Genomic DNA, 21,363 nt, shown 5'->3' with positions numbered 1-21,363 from the left:
CCGATACGTCACGTTCCCCGTGGCGGGCGGGCGGGCCGCCCGGAGCGGGGTCCGGTTGTCGGCGCGGCGGCCTAGACTCGGTAGGCGATGAGCAGCCTCTTTGACGACAGCTTCCTGGCCGACCTCCAGTCCTCGGCGCCCTCCGCCCGGCTCGGCGACGAGCCGCCGCCCCCGCCCGAGGAGGAGGCGCCGGAGGAGATCCCGGCCGATCTGTTCGGCGGGAGGTTCGACGCGCCCGTGGACCGGGACGCGTACTACCGGGACGGCGCCCCGCGTCCCGCCGTCGATCCGGCCGCCCTGCTCGACGGGCTCAACGACGAGCAGCGCGCCGCCGTCGTCCACAGCGGGTCGCCGCTGCTCATCGTCGCCGGAGCCGGTTCCGGCAAGACCCGTGTGCTCACCCACCGCATCGCCCACCTGCTCGGCGAGCGCGGCGTGCACCCGGGCCAGATCCTCGCGATCACCTTCACCAACAAGGCCGCGGGCGAGATGAAGGAGCGCGTCGAGGAACTGGTCGGCCCGCGCGCCAGCGCCATGTGGGTCTCCACCTTCCACAGCGCCTGCGTGCGCATCCTGCGCCGGGAGTCGAAGCACCTCGGCTTCACCTCGTCGTTCTCGATCTACGACGCGGCCGACTCCAAGCGGCTGATGGCCCTGGTCTGCCGCGACCTCGACCTCGACCCGAAGCGCTTCCCGCCGAAGTCCTTCACCGCCAAGGTCTCGAACCTCAAGAACGAGCTGGTCGACCCCGAGGACTTCGCCGCCCAGGCCGCCGGGGGCACCTCCCAGACGGAGTCTGGGGGAGGTTTCGAGAAGACGCTGGCGCAGGCGTACACGATGTACCAGTCGCGGCTGCGCGAGGCCAACGCGCTCGACTTCGACGACATCATCATGACCACGGTCCACCTGCTCCAGGCGTTCCCCGACGTCGCCGACCACTACCGGCGCCGCTTCCGGCACGTCCTGGTCGACGAGTACCAGGACACCAACCACGCCCAGTACTCCCTGGTCAGGGAGTTGGTCGGCACCCCGGCCGACCGCCCGGTGGACGTCCCCGAGGGCGCCGAGTCCGACCACGACCCGCTCCACCCGGCCCCCGAGCCGGCCGAGCTGTGCGTGGTGGGCGACGCCGACCAGTCGATCTACGCCTTCCGCGGCGCCACCATCCGCAACATCCTCCAGTTCGAGGAGGACTACCCGAACGCCACCACGATCCTCCTGGAACGGAACTACCGCTCCACCCAGACGATCCTCACCGCGGCCAACGCCGTCATCGAGCGGAACGAGAACCGCCGCCCGAAGAACCTCTGGACCGACGCCGGGGCGGGCGCCGGCATCACCGGGTACGTCGCCGACACCGAGCACGACGAGGCCCAGTTCGTCGCCGAGGAGATCGACCGGCTGACCGACGCGGGCGACGCCAAGGCGGGTGACATCGCGGTCTTCTACCGCACCAACGCCCAGTCCCGTGTCTTCGAGGAGATCTTCATCCGGGTCGGCCTGCCCTACAAGGTCGTCGGCGGTGTCCGCTTCTACGAGCGCAAGGAGGTCCGCGACGTCCTCGCCTACCTGCGGGTCCTCGCCAACCCGGAGGACAGCGTCTCCCTGCGCCGCATCCTCAACACCCCCAAGCGCGGCATCGGCGACCGGGCCGAGGCGATGATCGACGCCCTCTCGCAGCGCGAGCGGATCAGTTTCCCGCAGGCCCTGCGCCGGGTCGACGAGGCGTACGGCATGGCGGCCCGCTCGGCCAACGCCGTCAAGCGGTTCAACACGCTGATGGAGGAGCTGCGCACGGTCGTCGAGTCCGGCGCCGGGCCCGCCACCGTGCTGGAGGCGGTCATGGAGCGCACCGGCTACCTCGCCGAACTCCAGTCCTCCACCGACCCGCAGGACGAGACCCGCATCGAGAACCTCCAGGAACTGGCCGCCGTCGCCCTGGAGTTCGAGCAGGACCGCAGCGAGGAGGAGGGCGCCGGCACCCTCCCGGAGTTCCTGGAGCAGGTCGCCCTGGTCGCCGACTCCGACCAGATCCCCGACGAGGACGAGGACGGCTCCGGGGTCATCACCCTGATGACCCTGCACACCGCCAAGGGCCTGGAGTTCCCCGTCGTCTTCCTCACCGGCATGGAGGACGGCGTCTTCCCGCACCTGCGCGCCCTCGGCCAGACCAAGGAGCTGGAGGAGGAGCGGCGCCTCGCCTACGTCGGCATCACCCGCGCCCGCGAGCGGCTCTACCTGACCCGCGCCGCCATGCGCAGCGCCTGGGGCCAGCCCTCGTACAACCCGCCCTCCCGCTTCCTGGAGGAGATCCCCGAGCAGCACCTGAAGTGGAAGCGGACGGGTGCCATGGGCGCCCCCGCCGCCGCGAGCCCGCGCGGCCCGGCCGGTTCGGTGGCCTCCTCGCTCTCCTCCTCCACCCGCGCCAAGGGCGCCCCGGCCTTCGCCACCCGCCGGGCCGCCGAGCAGCCGGTGGTCTCGCTGGCCGTCGGCGACCGTGTCACCCACGACCAGTTCGGTCTGGGGACCGTCGTCGGGGTCAAGGGCGCCGGGTCGGCCGCCGAGGCCACCGTCGACTTCGGCGGCGAGAAGCCCAAGCGGCTGCTGCTGCGGTACGCCCCGGTCGAGAAGCTGTAGCCCGGGCCGGGTCAGCCCTGGTGCAGGACCCGGTACGTGCAGACGTTGACGCCGGCGGGGCTGGTCGTGGTGGAGACCAGCTCCAGCGGGCGCTTGCCGCCGTCGGCCGGGTAGAGCGACTTGCCGCCGCCGAGCAGCACCGGCATGACGATCAGCTTCAGCTCGTCGGCCAGCCCCTCGGCGAGGAGCGTTTGGGCCAGTGAGGGGCTGCCCAGCACCAGGAGGTCGCGTCCCTGGCCCGCGCGCAGCTCGCGGATCAGCTCCAGTGCCTGGTCCCCGGCGAGCAGCGTGCTGTTGTTCCAGGTCAGGTCCGCCTCGCCGAGCGTGCCGGAGACCACGTACTTGCGGATCGCGTTCATCCGGTCGGCGAACGGGTCGTCCTTCTGCCGCGGCCAGGCCGCCGCCATCCCCTGCCAGGTGCGGCGGCCGTAGAGCAGGGCGTCGGCCTTATCCAGTACCGAGTCCCAGGCGCCGCCGACGATCTCCGGGTCGAAGTAGGGGCCCGACCAGCCGCCGTGGGCGAAGCCGCCGTCGGTGTCCTCCTCGGCGCCGCCGGGCGCCTGGACGACGCCGTCGAGGCTGACGAACTCGGTGATGACGATGCGCATGGCGGGACTCCCGGGATCGGCGCGTACGGCGGTTCCGTACACGGTGCCGCAGGACAGACCCGTCAGGCGGCACCGAATCATCGCGTCGCGCCCCTGTTTCCGGCCGGGTCTCGCCGAGACTGGGCGGGCGCGGTCCCGGGGGCGGCCGGAGGGGCACGCCGACAGACCGCCGGGAGGAGCGAGGCGTGCGGTCACCGATCCCCGAGTACCTGGACGAGGTCCTGCGCAACTGTGCGGACGACCGCGCGGGCGCCGTCGCCGACTACGTCCCCGAGCTGGCCGCGGCGGACCCGGAGCAGCTCGCCGTCGCCGTCTCGGCGGTCGACGGCACGGTCTACGAGGCGGGCGACAGCCGCAGCCCGTTCACCATCCAGTCGATCTCCAAACCCTTCGTCTACGCACTGGCCCTCGCCGACCGGGGCTGCGAGGCGGTCCTGGCCAGGATCGGGGTGGAGCCCTCGGGCGAGGCGTTCAACGAGCTGTCGCTGGAAGAGGGGTCGGCCCGCCCCCGCAACCCGATGATCAACGTCGGCGCCCTCACCGCCCACACCCTCGCGGGGCCGCCCGGTGCCCCGCGCGAGGAACGGTTCGAACGGATCGTCGCCGGCATCTCCGCCTTCGCCGGACGGCGGCTGGAAGTGGACGAGGCGGTCTGCCGCTCCGAGTGGGGGACCGCCCACCGCAACCTCGCCATCGCCCACATGCTGCGCGGTTACGAGGTCATCGAGGAGGACGCCCCCCGCGTCGTGGCGGACTACATCCGCCAGTGCTCCCTGCTGGTCACCACCCGCGACCTGGCGCTGATGGCCGCCACCCTCGCCAACGGCGGCGTGCAGCCCGTCACCGGCGAACAGGTGGTCAGCCGGGAGGTGGTCCGCCAGGTCCTCAGCGTCATGACGACCTGCGGCATGTACGACGCGGCCGGCGACTGGGTCACCACCGTCGGCATCCCCGCCAAGAGCGGTGTCTCCGGCGGCATCCTGGGCGCGCTCCCCGGGCAGGTCGGCATCGGCGTCCTCTCCCCGCGCCTGGACCGCCACGGCAACAGCGTGCGCGGCGTCCGGGTCTGCGAACGGCTCTCCGCCGACATGGGCCTGCACCTGATGGAGGCCCCCGCACCGGCCCGCTCCGCGCTCCGCGGCGGCCGTGTCCTGCACGGCCCGGGCAGCAGGTCGGCCCTCGTCCACGAACTCCAGGGCACCCTCCAGTTCGCGGGCGCCGAACGCCTGGTGCACGGCATCGCCCACACCCCGCCAGGCCACGACGAGATCGGCCTCGACCTCACCCGGGTCCACTCGGTCAACTCCGTCGCCCGCCGCATGATCCTGGAGACGGTCCGCCGCCTCACCCTCGACGGCCACGCCGTCACGCTGATCGACCCGGAGGGCGTCCTGCCCGACCCCGAGGCGGGCGACGGCGTCCGGCCGCGTGTCGTCGACACCTGGGAGTGGGGTGCGGCCCCCGGTCCCGGAAGCTGAGGGACGGGCGGTCGCGGGCTACTGCGGGTCGAGTCCGTGGCTGCGGAACCAGGCCAGCGGGTCGATGGAGGCGCCACCGCCCGGGCGGACCTCGAAGTGCAGGTGCGGCCCGGTCGACTTGCCGGAGGTGCCGGCGTGGCCGATGGTCTGGCCCGCCTTGACCTCACCGCTCTGCATCGTGGTGCTCGACAGGTGGCAGTACCAGGTCTCCGTACCGTCCTTGGCGGTGACGATGGCCATGTTGCCGTAGGCGCCGTTCCACTGGGTGCGGACCGTGCCGTCGGTCGCCGCCATCACGGGCGTGCCGTGCGAGACGGGGAAGTCGATGCCGGTGTGCACGGAGAGCCAGTTGATACCGGCCTGGCCGTAGTAGGCGCTCAGACCGTGCTGCGCCACCGGTAGCGCGAACTTCGGCCGCAGCCGCTCGGCGCGGGCGGCGTCCTCGGCCGCCTTCTTCCGGGCGAGCTCCTGGCGCTCCTTCAGGTCGATGCGCTCCTGGGTCCGGCTGGCCCGGTCCGCGAAACTGCTCACGTCCGCCTGGAGGTTGCTGAGCTGGGTGTCGAGAGTGCGGTTGGCGACGGCGGGCTTCACCGCGGAGGTGTCCGGCGCCGCCTGCGTCGTCACCTTGTCCTGGTCGTCGCCGCCGAGGTCGCCGACGGAGGCCGCCGCGATCCCGGTCACGCCCATCACGCAGACCGAGGGCACCGCCACGGTCAGCAGCGCCGACCGCTTCGCGGGCTGCCGCCGCCGCGAGGAACGTCCGCCCCGGGACACCTGCCGTCCGACGACCGCCGCCCGGCCGTCACCGGCACCCTCGTGGTCCTCGTACGGGTCGTAGTAGTCGGTGGGTTCGTCCCCCTCGCCGCCGTCGGCCGTGTCGGCGTGCGGCGCCTCGTCCTCGGGGGCGTCGGCGCGCCCGGCGCCGGGGACCTCCCCGGGAGCCTCGCCGTCGGCGAGGTGGGCCGCCGTCTGCCAGGCGCCGGTGTCGAACTGCCCGGTGGCGTACCCGGTGGTCTCCTGGACCGCCTCGAACGGGGCGGTCTCGTAGGGCTGGGCCGTCTCGAACTGGCCGGTGTCGAACGCGGCCGTGTCGAAGGTGTGCTGTTCCGGCTCGGCCGGGGCGCCGGTGGCCTGGTCCCAGTGCTGCGCCGTGCCCCACTGGCCGGTGTCCCACTGGCCCGTCGTGTCCCACTGGCCGGTGTCGAACTGGCCGGTGGCGTCGTACGTGCCCGGCGGCGTCCACGTGCCCGTCGTCTGGGCCGGTGCGCCGGAGGGGTCGCTCTGCTCGTAGCCGGGGGCCGCCCACGCGGCGGTCGTGTCGTACGTGCCGGTGCCGTACGCGATGCCGCTGCCGGAGGTGTCGTACGTGCCCGTCTCGTACGTGCCCGTGTCGTACGGCGCAGGCGGCTGCTGTGCCTCCTGGCCCGCGTACGGGTCGAACGTCCGGGTGTGCTGCTCGGTCAGCGTGGCCGCCTGTCCGGCGTCCGCCCACTGGGTGGCGTCGTACTGGCCGGTGTCGTAGGCCCCGGTCGCGTAACCCGCGTTGCCGTAGAGCCCGCTCATCCCGGAACCGTAGGTGGGGTCGCCCGCATAGGCGCCCGTGTCCGGGGCAGGTGCGCTGTAGCTCTCGTACCCGGTGTAGCCGAACTGCGCGTTCTGCTGGTCGTACGTGGCGTACTGCGTGTAGTCGGCGTCTGGAGCCGGGTCGGGGGTGTGCGTGCTCCCCGACGGGTGACGGTCGTTCACCAACTTCTCTTTCGCCTCGACAGCAGGGCTGGGGGTCTGGCGTGGGGCACCCCCAGAGGCAGAGCAGTGCGGCGACTGTACCCGCCGGTTCGCGGACCCGACAATCTTCGGCAGGTTTCCTGGTGTTGAGAAACGGGCATTCGGTCGCCTTTCGGGGGACGGCGGGCGCAGGCTTGGCCGGGGATTCGATTCCTGTTCGAATGCGTCCGGTGGCGCGAGGGCCAGGTGGGACGCCTGATGGTTGCGGCCGTTGCCGATTCGAGTCCCGCTCGACACGGGAGCGAGATGGCGAACCGGGGTGAAGGGTGTGTTTCGGGCGTGGCGGGGCGACTCCACCGCAAGGTGATGGCCAAGGCGTTGCGCGGTGTGGGGGCGTTCGGCGGGCGGCGCGCGGCTCAGACGGCGGGGTCCGTGAGGCTGTCCGGCGCGCCTGGGGCAAGGCGCGGGCGGGCCGCGGCCTCCGGTCCGGCCGCCCGGCTGCCCCGCGGTGCGGCGAGGGCCCTCGCCGCACCGGCGCGGCCGCCCACTGCCGGGTGGACCGGGAGCGCGAGATGGCTGATGCCGATGACCGGGACGTTGTGTGTGGCGGGTGCGCGAATGCCGCTGCGGCTCTTGGCCGCCGCGCCGCTCCTGGGCCGGTCGGACAGCCGGCGGACGCTTCCCGCGTGTGATTTCCCCCTCCCGTCTCACCCCGAAACGGCCGGTTGGGCGATGCTGGGGATAACGTTCGTTCACATTCCGGCCCGTGAGGGTGCGCGAACATCTCGCTACATGGAGGCAGTGATGGGTGTGGCAGCCGGACCGATCCGCGTGGTGGTGGCCAAGCCAGGGCTCGACGGCCATGACCGCGGGGCCAAGGTCATCGCCAGGGCCCTGCGTGACGCGGGCATGGAGGTCATCTACACGGGGCTGCACCAGACGCCCGAGCAGATCGTGGACACCGCCATCCAGGAGGACGCGGACGCCATCGGACTCTCCGTCCTCTCCGGTGCCCACAACACGCTCTTCGCCAAGGTCGTCGAACTCCTCGCGGAACGTGACGCCTCCGACATCCGCCTCTTCGGCGGCGGGATCATTCCCGAGGAGGACATCCCGCTGCTCAAGGAGAAGGGTGTGGCGGAGATCTTCACGCCCGGGGCCACCACCGGGGCGATCGTCGAGTGGGTCCGGGCCAACATCGGCGTGGCGAAGTAGGGCTCACCGAGGCGGAGGGGCGAGGGGGCGGAGCCGGTTCGACCGGGCGCTCCCGCGGCCGGCCACCGGGTCGGCCCCGGTCTTCCGGTGCGGCGGCCGCGTCACGCTTCTTCCGGTCCGGAGGTCTCGCCCGGCGGCGGTCGGACCTCATACCGGGGCCCGGGTCAGTTCGGCGTGCATGGCCTCTCGCAGGCGCAAGGTGCCGGTGAGGCGTTCGAAGGCGTCGGTCCAGTAGGCCGTGGTGGAGTTGGCCGGAGGGTCGAGCACAGGCGGTTCGGGCCGGGTGAGCGCCGCGAGGCGGGTGGCCTCCGCCGGGTCGAGGCACCGCTCGGCCAGGCCCATGATGCCGCTGTAGCTCCACGGGTACCCGCCCGCCCGGCGGGCCGTCGTCAGCGCGTCGACCACGGCCGCGCCGAGCGGTCCGGTCCACGGGGCGGCGCAGGTGGCGAGGAGCTGGAACGAGTCGGAGAGCCCGTGCGCCGCGATGAACCCCGCCACCCAGTCCGCGCGTTCCCCGGTGGGCAACGCGCCGAGCAGCCTGGCTCGCTCGGCGAGGGAGACCGCTCCCGGCCCTTCCGCCACGGGCGAGCCGGGCGCGCCCAGCAAGGCACGTGACCAGCCCGCGTCCTGCTGGCGTACCGCCGCCCGGCACCAGGCACCGTGGAGCTCACTCCGCCACCCCTCGTCCACCGGCAGCGCCACCAGCTCCTCGGGGGTACGCCCGCCCAGTCGCCCGGGCCAGGTCGCGAGCGGTGCCGCTTCCAGCAACTGCCCGAACCACCAGGAGCGTTCCCCCCGATTGGCGGGCGGCTTGGCGGTGACGCCGTCGCGCTCCATCCCCGCGTCGCACTCGTGCGGGGCCTCCACCGTGATCCGCGGTTCGCCGCTCAGGGCGAGGCTGACGCAGGAGGCGGCCCGCTCCGCCATCCGTCCGGCCAGCGCCGACCCCGGCAGCGAGGAGAGCAACTCGGCCGCGGTCGAGCGGACGTTACGGCTGCGGTCCGCCAACGCCTCGTCGAGGAAGGGCTCGTCCGCCTCGCTGAGTCCGGCCCGCAGGGAGTCCAGGAAGAGCAGGCGGTCCTCGGCGCGCTCGGTACGCCAGGTCGAGGCGAGGAGTTCCCTGGCCCGGGCGGGGTCACGCTCCCGCAACGCGCCCAGCAGTGCGGCGCGTTCGGCGAACAGCCCCTCGTCCCACAGCCGCGCCACGCCCTCCGCGTCGTCCGGCGAAGGGCTGCCGGCCGCCCCGCCCGGCGCCCCGCGCAGCGCGAACCGCCAGGCCGGATTGAGCTGCGCCAGCCACAGGGCGCGAGGCCCGGCGAAGGCCAGTGCGGCCGGCCGCAGATCGGTGCGCGCCCGCGCGGCGTCCAACAGGGCGGGGAGCAGTTCGTGCGGTGCGGCGTACCCCTGCTGAAGCGCGGTGGCCAGCCACTGCGGCAACAACTCCGTGAGATCCGGCGCCGTACCCCTGCGGTCCGCGCCCCCGGCCGCCCGGACGGCCAGTAGCTGCGCCAGCCGGTTGCGCGCGGCCCGGGGCAGCGGCGGCCGGTCGTCCGCTCTCGCCGGCGGCGGGAACGGCGCGGCGGGAGCAGCCGGTCGCAGGCCGGCCCGGCGCCGTACCGTCCGCACGGCGGCCGCCGCGAGCAGCGCTCCTGGCGCGCTCCCGCCCGCGCTCGCGGTCTGCGGGTTCGCCCGGCGATCGGTCCCGAGCAGAGCGGTCTTCACCAGCTCCTCCCAGGGGAGGGAGCGAGGGGTGGGAGCGCCGACCGGGTCGAGGGGCCCGGCGGTTTCCGGCCCGCGGGTCCCGGTCTCCCGGGTCGCGCCTGCTGTCGCGCCTGCTGTCGCGCGCGCTGTCGCGTCTCGCGTCTTCACCGTGCTCCGCACCGGTGTGCCTCCTCTTTCCTCAGTCCTCGCCACGTGCTGTCTCCGTCCCTGACTTCCGCTCGTACCGGCCTCGGACACGGGCCGTGGTTGGTGCGGGCGGGGCACCCGGGTGGGAATGCCCCGGTGTCTTCTGTGCGGGCGGTACGGCTCACACCGCACGGGTGGCGCGGTCCCGGGCCGGGCCCCGCCCGCCCGCCGTCGTGCCGCTCGGGCGGCGCGACGGCGGGCTCCGCGCCGACGGCCGCCCGGCCAACGGTTCCCGTGGCCCTCGGCAACCGGGGCCCCGTCGGCGGTGAGCCTCCGACCGGGGACCCGACGGCATCGCCGGTCGCCGGCCGCTCGTCCGCCTGCACCGGCCGCTCCCCTTCACGGCCGCCGTCTCCACGGCCGGGGGACCGGACCGGCACCGACCGCCCACGCTGCGGCGAGCCGGTCCGACCGGGACGCCGGGCTACCGGGACCGGCGTCCTCAGCTCAGCGACACCACCGCCTCGTCCCCCTCCACCCAGGCGGCCAGCGGCGTGAACCCCCGGTGTCCGCACTCGCCGAAGACGGTGAGCGGTGCGCCGCCGGAGAGGGCCAGCAGCCGCCACAGGCCCTGGTTCGCGACGGCGGTGGCGCTCAGCGGGAGGGCAGCGGAGCCGTCCGGGGCGGCGAGCTGCCAGCCCCGGCCGTCGGGCAGCGGCGCCGGTATGACGGGGCCGAGGGTGACCGGGCAGCGCGGCGCCCACGGGTCCTCCCGCACTGCTCGCCCGTACCGGCCGAGCGCTTCCGTCACGTCCACCCCCGTGGGGCGTGACAGCGGCGCGGCCGGCGCACCGAACCGCTCGCCCAACTCGGCCCGCCACCCGGCGCCGGTCGGGAACCAGGTCAGCTCCGCCTCGACCGCCAGACCGGCCGGGAGGGTCAGTTCCGGGGCTCTTCCGGCGGCCCCGTAGGAGAGGACCAGGGCGGTGCGGCCGGAGCCGGTGCCGTGCAGCCAGGCGCGGCGGGTGGTCAGGCGGGCGTCGGCAGTGTCGTACTGCGCGAGGACCAGCCAGGTGTCCCGGAGCGGTGGCCCCTCCGCACGCACCGGCAGCCCCAGGCGCGCGCCCACCACCGAGGAGAGCTCCGCGGGCAGCTCGGCCTGCCGGCCGCGGGCGCGCACCAGCAGGTACAGCAGGGAGGTCTCCTCCAGGAGCCGCACCGGCCAGCCCGGCCCCGAACCGGGAATGGCGCCCAGCTCCCGGACACGCGCGGCCAGTCCTGGCGCCTGCGCGTCGACCATGCGGGCCGCCGTCTCCTCCCAGAGGGAGTACCCGGACTGCTCGGCCGCGGCGAGGCCTCCGCGCAGCAGGTCCTCCAGCCGCTGCTCCAGCTCGGTGGCGCCCGCCGAGACCCGCTCGCCGCGCTGCTCGGCGCGCCTGCGCGCCGCCTCGGAGCCGGCGGGCGTGACCGTGGCGGCCTTCTTCTTCACGGTGCGTTCCGCGCGCCCCGCCAGCCAGGTGCGGGCCCAGTCGGGTGCCCGCTCCCCGCCGCCGGGCGCCACCGGCCCCTGCGGGTCACTCCACAGGAGGAGCAGCCCGAGCGCGTGCTTGCACGGGAACTTCCGGCTCGGGCAGCTGCACTGGTACGCCGGACCGGTCGTGTCGACGACCGTCCGGTAGGGCTTGCTGCCGCTGCCCCTGCACAGGCCCCATACCGCTCCCTCGTTCGAACATCCGGCCTCGGACCACGGTCCCGAAGTGCCGAGTTTGCTTCCCGCTTTGCGCGACGCGGCGTCAGGAGCAAGTGCGAGCACCTGCTCCGCCGCCCAGCGCACCCCCTGCTGAGTCATGTCCGCGAACGTAGGGCCCGCCACTGACAATCCGTCATCGTCGCAGGTCGGGGCGATTGTCAGTGGCGGGGTGCACGGTGGTGACCAGCAATCGAGCCGAAGGGGGATCGTGGGAATGAGCGTGTCGGTGGAGAGCGGGAAGGCCGCGGGGGACATGGCGGGCGGGCCGGCGGAGCGGGGCGGGCAGCAGGGGGCGGGCGACGTGCGGGATTCGAACAAGCGGCAGCGCGAGGGCGCCGGACAGGAAGCGCTGCGGCCGCACGCCGAGACCGCCTTCGCCGACGAACTGGCCGCCCTCGCCGCGCAGGACGACCGGCCCCGCCCCGCACGGTGGAACCTCTCCCCGTGGGCCGTCGCGACCTACCTCCTGGGCGGCACCCTGCCGGACGGAACGGTGGTCACCCCCAAGTACGTGGGTCCGCGCCGCATCGTCGAGGTCGCCGTGACCACCCTCGCCACCGACCGCGCACTCCTCCTCCTCGGTGTCCCGGGCACCGCCAAGACCTGGGTCTCCGAGCATCTGGCGGCCGCCGTCAGCGGCGACTCCACGCTGCTGGTGCAGGGCACCGCCGGTACGCCCGAGGAAGCCATCCGCTACGGGTGGAACTACGCCCAGCTCCTCGCCCACGGCCCCAGCCGGGACGCCCTGGTGCCCAGCCCCGTGATGCGGGCGATGGCCGAGGGCATGACGGCCCGGGTGGAGGAACTGACCCGCATCCCGGCGGACGTGCAGGACACCCTCATCACGATCCTCTCGGAGAAGACCCTGCCCATCCCGGAACTGGGCGCCGAGGTGCAGGCCGTCCCCGGCTTCAACCTCATCGCGACGGCCAACGACCGCGACCGCGGGGTCAACGAGCTCTCCAGTGCCCTGCGCCGCCGCTTCAACACGGTGGTGCTGCCGCTGCCGGAGAGCGTCCAGGCGGAGGTCGACATCGTCTCCCGCAGGGTCGAGCAGCTCGGCCGCTCCCTCGACCTGCCGCGACTGCCCGACGGCACCGAGGAGATCCTGCGGGTCGTCACCGTCTTCCGCGAGCTGCGCGGCGGTGTCACGGACGACGGGCGCACGAAGGTGAAGTCCCCCAGCGGCACCCTCTCCACCGCGGAGGCCATCTCCGTCGTCACCAACGGCCTGGCGCTCGCCGCCCACTTCGGAGACGGCGTCCTGCGGCCCGGCGACGTGGCCGCGGGCATCCTCGGCGCCGTGGTCCGGGACCCGGCCGCCGACCGGGTCGTCTGGCAGGAGTACCTGGAGACGGTCGTCCGCGAGCGGGACGGCTGGAAGGACTTCTACCGTGCCTGCCGCGAGGTCAGCGCGTGACCCGCGCCCCGGGCCGCGGCGCCGGGCCCGTGTCCGGCGCGCGCCCGCACGACGGCGCCGCGCGTCGCGGTCGCGCGCAGGACGGCAGGGAGGGCGAGGAGAGGGGAACGGCGATGCGGCGGGCGGCGGACGGCGCGGGGCGCGGGGCCGCGACGGGCAGCACGCCCCGTGGGGGAGGCGTCACCGGGGAGGACCGCCCGGTGGTGGCGCGGGCCACCTCCCAGGGTCCCTGGCTGTTCGGTGTGCGGCACCACGGACCCGGCTCGGCACGATCGGTGCGGGCCGCGCTGGACGCGGTCCAGCCCCGGGCCGTCCTCATCGAAGGGCCACCGGAGGCCGACGAACTGGCCCACCTCGCCGCGGACCTGGAGATGCGACCCCCGGTCGCCCTGCTGGCCCACGCCACCGACGATCCGGGCCGCTCCGCGTTCTGGCCGTTCGCGGAGTTCTCCCCGGAGTGGGTCGCTCTGCGCTGGGCCCTGGACCACGGCGTCCCGGTCCACTTCATCGACCTGCCCGCCACCCACACCCTCGCCCTGCGTGCCGCGGACGACCTCGCGACCGGAAAGGCAGGAAAGGCCGGAAGGGGCGACGACGGGGAGAACGGCACGACGGGCAGGGCGGGGGAAGAAGAGGAACGGTCCCCGGGCCCCAACGGCCCGCCCGACGCCGACGCCGACGCGTCCGCCGACGCGGGTGGTGAGCCGCGCCGCCCGCACCCTGAGGCCCTGCGGGTGGATCCGCTGGCCGTGCTCGCCGAGGCCGCCGGGTACGACGACCCGGAGCGCTGGTGGGAGGACGTGGTCGAGCACCGGGGTGGTACCGGAGCCGGCACGGAGGATGACGCGGGGGAGACGGCGCTCGCCTCGTTCCACGCCCTCGGCGAGGCGATGGGGGCGCTGCGCGAGGAGTTCGGGGACGGCGGGCACGCGCGGGACCTCGTCCGTGAGGCGCACATGCGGGTGCGGCTCAAGGCCGCCCGCAAGGAGCACGGGGACTCCGTCGCCGTGGTCTGCGGCGCCTGGCACGTGCCCGCGCTGGCGCGGCGGACCACGCTGGCCGCCGACCGCGCGCTCCTCAAGGGCCTGCCCAAGGTCAGGACCGGCCTCACCTGGGTGCCGTGGACCCACCGCAGGCTCGCGCGGGCCGGGGGGTACGGAGCGGGCATCGCCTCGCCCGGCTGGTACGGCCACCTCTTCTCGGCGCCCGACCGGCCGGTGGAGCGCTGGCTCACCAGAGTCGCCGGGCTGCTCCGCGAAGAGGGACGGCAGGTCTCCTCGGCACACGTCATCGAGGCCGTCCGGCTGGCCGAGGCCCTCGCCACGCTGCGGGGCCGCCCGCTGGCCGGACTCACCGAGACCACCGACGCGGTCCGCTCCGTCCTCTGCGAGGGGTCCGACGTACCGCTCGCGTTGATCGAGGACCGGCTGACGGTCGGCGACGTACTCGGCGAAGTGCCCGCCGCAGCGCCGGCGGTGCCGCTCCAGCGCGACCTGGAACGCCTCCAGCGGAGCCTGCGGTTCAAGCCCGAGGCCGCCGACCGCGAGATCGACCTGGACCTCCGCAAGGAGAACGACGCGGCCCGCAGCCGCCTGCTCCACCGTCTGCGCCTGCTGCGCGTCGACTGGGGGGCGCCGACCGTCTCGCGCGGGGGCACCGGCACCTTCCGGGAGAGCTGGCGCCTGTCCTGGCAGCCGGAACTCGCCGTGCGGGTCGCCGAGGCCGGCGTCTGGGGCACCACCGTCGCCTCCGCCGCCACCGCCAGGGCGCGCTCCGACGCCACCTCGGCCGGCCAGCTCGCCGACATCACCGCGCTCGCCGAACTCTGCCTGCGCGCCGAGCTGTCCGATGCCCTTCCCGAGGTCATGCGGGCCCTGGCCGACCGGGCGGCGCTCGACACCGACGTGGGCCACCTGGCGCAGGCGCTGCCCGCCCTGGTGCGCTCGGTGCGGTACGGCGACGTACGGGGCACGGACACGGCCTCCCTCGCGGAGGTCGCCGCCGGACTGGCCGAGCGGATCTTCGTGGGACTGCCACCGGCCTGCACCGGCCTCGACACCGACGGCGCGCAGGAACTCCGGCACCGGATCGAGGCGGTGCACACCGCGGTGGGACTGCTCGCCGACACGGCGGCAGCCCGGGTCGACGGCGCCGGGCTGCGGGAGCGGTGGCGGGTGGTGCTCCGGGCGATCGCCGACCGGGAGACCGCACCCGGCCTGGTCCGCGGGCGGGCGGTCCGCCTGCTCCTCGACGAGGGCACCCTCGACGAGGAGGCGGTGGCCCGCCGGATGGGCCTCGCCCTCTCGCCGGGGACCCCGCCCCCGGACGCGGCCGCCTGGGTCGAGGGCTTCCTCGGCGGGGCAGCGGGCGGCGGCATGCTGCTGGTCCACGACGAGCGTCTGCGCCAGTTGCTGGACGTCTGGCTGGCGTCGGTCCCGGCCCCCGCCTTCACGGACGTACTGCCCCTGCTGCGCCGTACCTTCTCCGCCTACGAGACGGGGATACGCCGCACCCTCGGCGAACTGGTCCGGCGTGGCCGCCCCTCCGCGGGCGACCCCGCCGCCGGAGGCGGAACCCTCCCCGGGGCCCCGGCCGACGGCTTCGGCGCAGGTCTGGATCTCGAACGCGCCGAGGCCGTCTCCGAGGCCCTGCGCCACCTCCTGGGCGACCTCGCGCAGGTGGGGGCGGTGGACGGAGGAGCCGGCTGACCGGACGAACGGTCAGCCGGTCAGCCGGCCGGACGGACGAACGCAGGAACGGTGACGACCGCACGAACGACGACGGCCGACCAGGGCGGACCGGCAGGCGAAGGCAGGTGGTCCGGCCGGGCGGTCGCCCGCTCGGACAACCGCCCGGCCGGGCGGGCCGGGTGAGGGAGGGGAGCAGGGGGGACCGCGGAGATGAACGACGACAAGGAAGCCGGGACGGTGGCGGAGAGGACGGGGGACGGCGTGGAGGCGAGTGAGGTGCTGGAGGGCGGCGAGGTGGCCCGGTGCGGCGAGGAGGAGCGGCTGCGGCGTTGGCGGATGGTGCTCGGGGGCGGGCCCGCCGACGGCACCGGGTACGCGCCGTCGGGCGACGACGCTGCCATGGACAAGGCGTTGGCCGCGCTGTACGGCCGGGCCGAGGGGCGGGGCAGGGCGGGGGCGGAGCGGGCGGCGGGGCTCGGCGGGTCGGCTCCGTCGGTGGCGCGCTGGCTGGGCGACATCCGCACGTACTTCCCGAGTTCGGTGGTGCAGGTGATGCAGCGGGACGCCATCGACCGGCTCGGACTGTCCTCGCTGCTGCTGGAGCCGGAGATGCTGGAGGCGGTGGAGGCCGACGTGCACCTGGTCGGCACGCTGCTGTCGCTGAACAAGGCGATGCCCGAGGAGACCAAGGAGACGGCGCGGGCCGTGGTCCGCAAGGTCGTCGAGGAGCTGGAGAAGCGACTGGCCTCCCGTACGCGCACGGCGCTGACCGGGGCGCTCGACCGCAGCGCCCGGATCAGCCGCCCGCGCCACCACGACATCGACTGGAACCGCACCATCGCCGCCAATCTCCGGCACTACCTGCCCGAGTACCGCACGATCGTGCCGGAGCGGCTGATCGGGTACGGCCGGGCCTCGCAGGCGGTGAAGAAGGAAGTGGTGCTCTGCGTCGACCAGTCGGGGTCGATGGCGGCCTCGGTGGTGTACGCCTCGGTGTTCGGCGCCGTGCTGGCCTCGATGCGGTCGATCGCGACCCGGCTCGTGGTCTTCGACACGGCCGTGGTGGACCTGACCGACCAGCTCGACGACCCGGTCGACGTCCTCTTCGGCACCCAGCTCGGTGGCGGCACCGACATCAACCGCGCCCTCGCCTACTGCCAGAGCAGGATCACCCGGCCCGCCGACACCGTCGTCGTCCTCATCAGCGACCTCTACGAGGGCGGGATCAAGGACGAGATGCTGAAGCGGGTCGCGGCGATGAAGGCGGCGGGCGTCCAGTTCGTCACCCTCCTCGCCCTCTCCGACGAAGGCGCCCCCTCCTACGACCGCGAGCACGCGGCGGCTCTCGCGGCACTGGGTGCCCCCGCCTTCGCCTGTACCCCCGACCTCTTCCCGGACGTCATGGCGGCGGCTCTGGAGAAGGGGACCATCCCGATGCCCGAGGGGGCGGCGGGCTGAAGGGCGCGCCGGGCTGTCGGCGGGCACCGGGCGGCTGGCCCGCGCAGGGCCGCGCCCCGGAGCTCCCACCCCCGTCAGGAGGCGTCCGCCCCAGCGTGCGGTGCCGCCCTCCGTCGTGCGGTGCCGGCCCCCGTGAGAGAGCGCCCCACGGCCGGCTCGCCCGTGCGCCGAGCCGCCGCCCCGCCCCGTTCGCCCTTGGCGAAGACGATCAGCCGGCGCGGCGGACTCCGGGCCGGTCCGGGTACCCCGATGTCCACCCCGCGCTCACGCGGGCGCCTCCGACCAGGCCGAGGGCGCGCCACCCGGTGCGGTGCCGTCCGCGGCGCAGGGTGCCCCGCCCGGCCGCGCACCCGCCCGCAAGGCGGGAAGCGACCGGCCGGGGGAGGGGACTGCCCGGCGAAGGAGCGTCGTCCACAGGCGGATTGTGGCGCCAGGGGCGAGGCCGCGCCCGCTTCCGGGCCGTGCCGGAGGCCGGCCCCGACGGCCTGCGGCGGCGGGCTCGCGGCCTCGCGCCCGGCGGCCCGCCGGGAAGGCGCCCGGCGGGCCGGCGGGTCACGGCCGCCGGCGCTCCGGGGCGTGCCGGGCGCGAGGCCGGGGAGCCGCTCGGCCGGAGGAGAGCGGCGGCACTCTGTGACAGGTATCACCGCTCAGGTGTGATCTGCGATTTAGGGGTGTCACTGAAGCAGCGTTAACCTGCCAGACGGACATGCCGCGTACCGGTGACCGAGTACGCCTCCCCTGTGACAGTGCGCAGTCACGTTGCCCGCCGCGGCACGCCCATGCAGACCATTGACCGCACAGCGGCGAGACCACTGATAAGGGACGGACGCGCGTGGACCTGTTCGAGTACCAGGCGAGGGACCTCTTCGCCAAGCACGGTGTACCGGTGCTGGCCGGTGAAGTCATCGACACGCCTGAGGCAGCCCGCGAGGCGACCGAGCGGCTGGGCGGCAAGTCCGTCGTCAAGGCCCAGGTGAAGGTCGGCGGCCGCGGCAAGGCCGGCGGCGTCAAGCTGGCCGCGACCCCCGACGAGGCGGTCGCCCGCGCGACCGACATCCTCGGCATGGACATCAAGGGCCACACGGTCCACAAGGTGATGATCGCCGAGACCGCCCCGGAGATCGTCGAGGAGTACTACGTCTCGTACCTCCTCGACCGGACCAACCGCACCTTCCTGGCCATGGCCTCGGTGCAGGGCGGCATGGACATCGAGGAGGTCGCGGAGAAGACCCCCGAGGCCCTCGCGAAGGTCCCGGTCGACTCCAACACCGGTGTGACCATCGAGAAGGCCCGCGAGATCGTGGCCCAGGCGAAGTTCCCGGCCGAGGTGGCCGAGAAGGTCGCCGAGGTCATGGTGACGCTGTGGGACACCTTCGTCGCCGAGGACGCGCTCCTCGTCGAGGTCAACCCGCTCGCCAAGGTCGCCTCCGGTGACGTCCTGGCGCTGGACGGCAAGGTCTCGCTCGACGAGAACGCCGACTTCCGCCAGCCCGGCCACGAGGCCCTCGAGGACAAGGCCGCGGCCAACCCGCTCGAGGCCGCCGCCAAGGCCAAGAACCTCAACTACGTCAAGCTCGACGGCGAGGTCGGCATCATCGGCAACGGCGCGGGCCTCGTCATGAGCACCCTGGACGTCGTCGCGTACGCCGGTGAGAAGCACGGCAACGTGAAGCCGGCCAACTTCCTCGACATCGGTGGCGGCGCCTCCGCCGAGGTCATGGCGAACGGCCTGGAGATCATCCTCGGCGACCCGGACGTCAAGTCCGTCTTCGTCAACGTGTTCGGCGGCATCACCGCCTGCGACGAGGTCGCCAACGGCATCGTCCAGGCCCTGGAGCTGCTCAAGACCAAGGGCGAGGACGTCACCAAGCCGCTGGTCGTGCGCCTCGACGGCAACAACGCGGAGCTGGGTCGCAAGATCCTGTCGGACGCGAACCACCCGCTGGTGCAGCGCGTGGACACCATGGACGGTGCGGCCGACAAGGCCGCCGAGCTCGCGGCTGCGAAGTAAGGACGAGGGACTCCCACACCATGGCTATCTTCCTCACCAAGGACAGCAAGGTCATCGTCCAGGGCATGACCGGTGCCACGGGCATGAAGCACACCAAGCTCATGCTGGGTGACGGCACCAACATCGTCGGTGGCGTGAACCCGCGCAAGGCCGGCACGTCCGTCGAATTCGACGTCCCCCAAGGCCCGAACGGCCAGGGAGGTGCCCCCACCGAGGTCCCCGTCTTCGGCTCGGTCGCCGAGGCGATGGAGAAGACCGGCGCCGACGTCAGCGTCATCTTCGTGCCCCCGAAGTTCGCCAAGGCCGCCGTCGTCGAGGCGATCGACGCCGAGATCGGCCTGGCCGTCGTGATCACCGAGGGCATCGCCGTGCACGACTCGGCCGCCTTCTGGGCGTACGCGTCGAGCAAGGGCAACAAGACCCGGATCATCGGCCCGAACTGCCCCGGCCTGATCACCCCCGGCCAGTCCAACGCCGGCATCATCCCGGGCGACATCACCAAGCCCGGCCGCATCGGTCTCGTGTCCAAGTCCGGCACGCTGACCTACCAGATGATGTACGAGCTGCGTGACATCGGCTTCTCCTCCGCCGTCGGCATCGGTGGCGACCCGGTCATCGGCACCACGCACATCGACGCCCTCGCGGCGTTCGAGGCCGACCCGGAGACCGAGCTGATCGTGATGATCGGCGAGATCGGCGGCGACGCCGAGGAGCGTGCGGCCGACTACATCAAGGCCAACGTCACCAAGCCGGTCGTCGGCTACGTCGCGGGCTTCACCGCGCCCGAGGGCAAGACCATGGGCCACGCCGGCGCCATCGTCTCCGGTTCCTCCGGCACCGCCCAGGCGAAGAAGGAGGCCCTTGAGGCCGCCGGTGTCAAGGTCGGCAAGACCCCGACCGAGACCGCCGGGCTGGCCCGCGAGATCCTCGCCGGCTGACACGCGGACCGGGTCCCGCGCCTGACGGCGCGACCGGCGACGCCAGAGGGCCCGCACCCCCCTGCCGGGGGTGCGGGCCCTCACGCGTACCCGGGGGTTCGGGCGGTGGTCAGCCCGGCAGCGGCTTGACCCGTTCCGGACCGGCCGCCGGGTGCTCGCGCAGGGTGTCCCGCAGCGAGCGCTCCTCCTCCGACAGCGGGCCGGGGCCCGCGTGCGGCGGGACCCCCGTGACGGCCTCGCCGGCCGCGGGCGGGCGGACGTAGTGGTCGGGGGCGACGCTGACGCAGAAGCCCGTCGCCCCGGCGACCAGCGCGGTGAGCGCCACGGCCGACCGCGTCCACCCGCGTACCCGGCGTTCACCCACCGTACGGATGACCGCCCCCTGCTCCGTGGTGGCCGGTCCCATGGGGGACAGGGCGTCGAGCCGCCGGTGCAGGGCGGCCGGGTCGGCGAGGGCGGGGACGCGCTCGGCGACCGCTGCCCGGGCGGACAGCACGCGGTGGGCCGCGGCCCGGGTGGTCGCCTCGGTCTCCGCCGCCGTCTCGGGCAGGTCCAGGCCCACACCGTCGTAGAGGAGCAGGCTGCGGCGGTGGCGGGGGGCCAGCGAGAGGAGCGCGTCCATCAGGTCGTGGTCGGCGCGGCCGCGTGGCGGGGTCACGACGCCACCGGGCCGGGCCGGACGGCGGCGGGCCGCCCGCATCCGGTGCCAGGGCGAGAGGGCGTACTCGTGCGCGGCCGCCCGCACCCAACCCGCCGGGTCCCGGTCCACCGCCACCTCCGGCCAGCGCGCCCAGGCCAGCTGGAACGCACGGTCCACCGACTCCAGCGCCACGGTGTGCCGGCCCGTCAGCAGATAGGTCTGCCGTACGAGGACCCCCGCGCAGGAGGCGTAGAGGGCGTCGAACGCCTCGCGAGGGGTGGCGCCGGCGGGCCTCGTGGGGCGGGGGGCCGCCGTCCGCGCGGGGGAGGGGCCGCCGGAGCCCGGGGGTGTGGTCCGAGGGCGCGGAGGTTCCGGGACGGCGGGCTGCGGCGGGGCGGTTCCCGGCCGGCTCCGTCGCGGTCCCGCCGTGGGGGGCGCCGTCCCCGTCGCCTGACTCCTGGCCGCCGTCCCTACCGGAGCGGTCGGTCGCTGCCCGCGTCCGGGAGGGGGGCCCGGTCTCCGCGCGCGGCTCCCGTCCTTCGCCGGCTCCGCCGGCCGCGCCGCCTTGACGGGCTGTCCGGCCGGGCGGCCGGCTGAGGGCGGGGCGGCGGTGGTGAGGAATCGGGCGTACGCCTCCAGGGCGCGGCCCCGGGGGGTGGCGCGGCCGGTCTCCCAGGAATGGATGGTCGTGCTGGTGACGCTCATCCGCTCGGCCAGTGCCGCCTGGCTGAGGGAGGCCGCCTCGCGGAGTCTCCGGCGTTCCGCGGGGGTCGGGAGCGTCGGGGCGGGACGGTTCGTCATGTCGCGTTCTCCACAGCAGGGACCGGGGCCGCCGGGACCGGCCGGAAGCACGGGCACACCTCACCTGTCCGTACGGAAAAGTACATAACCGTATCTTCGGCGACACATCCGGTCTTCGCCTGTTGCGCGCATCCCGTCCGTGGC

13 protein-coding genes are annotated in these 21,363 nt (G+C 74.2%); 8 read left to right on the top strand and 5 right to left on the bottom strand.

Annotated elements, in window-relative coordinates; all coding sequences use genetic code 11:
• Positions 1-87 precede the first annotated feature (87 nt).
• Positions 88-2,637, top strand: coding sequence for a DNA helicase PcrA (gene pcrA / locus Sdia_RS01610; RefSeq protein WP_189500140.1), 2,550 nt, complete (start codon positions 88-90; stop codon positions 2,635-2,637).
• A gap of 11 nt (positions 2,638-2,648) precedes the next feature.
• Here pcrA and Sdia_RS01605 read toward each other — a convergent pair whose 3' ends face one another.
• Entirely contained in the window at positions 2,649-3,245 is a 597-nt protein-coding gene (locus Sdia_RS01605; RefSeq protein ID WP_100452399.1) for a dihydrofolate reductase family protein, read from the bottom strand.
• A 185-nt stretch (positions 3,246-3,430) separates the two neighbouring features.
• Between Sdia_RS01605 and Sdia_RS01600 the strand changes: the two genes are divergently transcribed.
• Positions 3,431-4,723 carry a glutaminase gene (locus Sdia_RS01600; RefSeq protein ID WP_100452400.1) on the top strand — a complete coding sequence of 431 codons (1,293 nt, stop codon included), beginning with the start codon at positions 3,431-3,433 and terminating at the stop codon, positions 4,721-4,723.
• A gap of 18 nt (positions 4,724-4,741) precedes the next feature.
• Here the strand turns inward: Sdia_RS01600 and Sdia_RS01595 are convergent, their stop codons facing one another.
• Entirely contained in the window at positions 4,742-6,469 is a 1,728-nt protein-coding gene (locus Sdia_RS01595) for a M23 family metallopeptidase (protein WP_115069760.1), read from the bottom strand.
• A gap of 783 nt (positions 6,470-7,252) precedes the next feature.
• Here Sdia_RS01595 and icmB point away from each other — a divergent pair.
• Positions 7,253-7,663 (top strand): coenzyme B12-dependent isobutyryl CoA mutase small subunit, encoded by a 411-nt coding sequence (gene icmB / locus Sdia_RS01590; protein ID WP_100452402.1) that lies wholly within the window; start codon positions 7,253-7,255, stop codon positions 7,661-7,663.
• Between the two features lie 147 nt (positions 7,664-7,810).
• Here the strand turns inward: icmB and Sdia_RS01585 are convergent, their stop codons facing one another.
• Together Sdia_RS01585 and Sdia_RS01580 are read right to left on the bottom strand one after the other, a co-directional pair.
• A complete protein-coding gene (locus tag Sdia_RS01585) occupies positions 7,811-9,385 on the bottom strand; it encodes a DUF5691 domain-containing protein (RefSeq protein ID WP_370464543.1) in 1,575 nt (524 codons plus the stop codon).
• Positions 9,386-10,013: 628 nt separating this feature from the next.
• Positions 10,014-11,360 carry an SWIM zinc finger family protein gene (locus tag Sdia_RS01580; RefSeq protein ID WP_189500139.1) on the bottom strand — a complete coding sequence of 449 codons (1,347 nt, stop codon included), beginning with the start codon at positions 11,358-11,360 and terminating at the stop codon, positions 10,014-10,016.
• A 127-nt stretch (positions 11,361-11,487) separates the two neighbouring features.
• On the opposite strand from Sdia_RS01580, the gene Sdia_RS01575 reads away from it, so the two are divergent.
• The 5 genes from Sdia_RS01575 (at position 11,488) to sucD (ending at position 19,778) form a co-directional block, all read left to right on the top strand.
• Positions 11,488-12,681, top strand: coding sequence for an ATP-binding protein (locus Sdia_RS01575; RefSeq protein ID WP_185393750.1), 1,194 nt, complete (start codon positions 11,488-11,490; stop codon positions 12,679-12,681).
• A 113-nt stretch (positions 12,682-12,794) separates the two neighbouring features.
• The gene (locus Sdia_RS01570) at positions 12,795-15,389 is read left to right on the top strand and encodes a DUF5682 family protein (protein WP_371874221.1); all 2,595 of its coding nucleotides are present in this window, start codon (positions 12,795-12,797) and stop codon (positions 15,387-15,389) included.
• 318 nt (positions 15,390-15,707) lie between these two features.
• Positions 15,708-16,829: a VWA domain-containing protein gene (locus Sdia_RS01565; protein ID WP_371874223.1), complete on the top strand. Its 1,122-nt coding sequence runs from the start codon at positions 15,708-15,710 to the stop codon at positions 16,827-16,829.
• An 832-nt stretch (positions 16,830-17,661) separates the two neighbouring features.
• Positions 17,662-18,840: an ADP-forming succinate--CoA ligase subunit beta gene (gene sucC, locus Sdia_RS01560; RefSeq protein WP_100452405.1), complete on the top strand. Its 1,179-nt coding sequence runs from the start codon at positions 17,662-17,664 to the stop codon at positions 18,838-18,840.
• A gap of 20 nt (positions 18,841-18,860) precedes the next feature.
• A complete protein-coding gene (gene sucD, locus Sdia_RS01555; protein ID WP_100452406.1) occupies positions 18,861-19,778 on the top strand; it encodes a succinate--CoA ligase subunit alpha in 918 nt (305 codons plus the stop codon).
• Positions 19,779-19,887: 109 nt separating this feature from the next.
• Here sucD and Sdia_RS01550 read toward each other — a convergent pair whose 3' ends face one another.
• Complete coding sequence (locus tag Sdia_RS01550; RefSeq protein ID WP_189500137.1) at positions 19,888-21,219, bottom strand: helix-turn-helix domain-containing protein; 1,332 nt, start codon at positions 21,217-21,219, stop codon at positions 19,888-19,890.
• Positions 21,220-21,363 lie beyond the last annotated feature (144 nt).

The organism is Streptomyces diastaticus subsp. diastaticus (assembly GCF_011170125.1).
Classification (GTDB): domain Bacteria; phylum Actinomycetota; class Actinomycetes; order Streptomycetales; family Streptomycetaceae; genus Streptomyces; species Streptomyces diastaticus.
The sequence above is the reverse complement of the archived record's forward strand: the minus strand, read 5'-3'. Positions and strand labels throughout refer to the sequence as shown.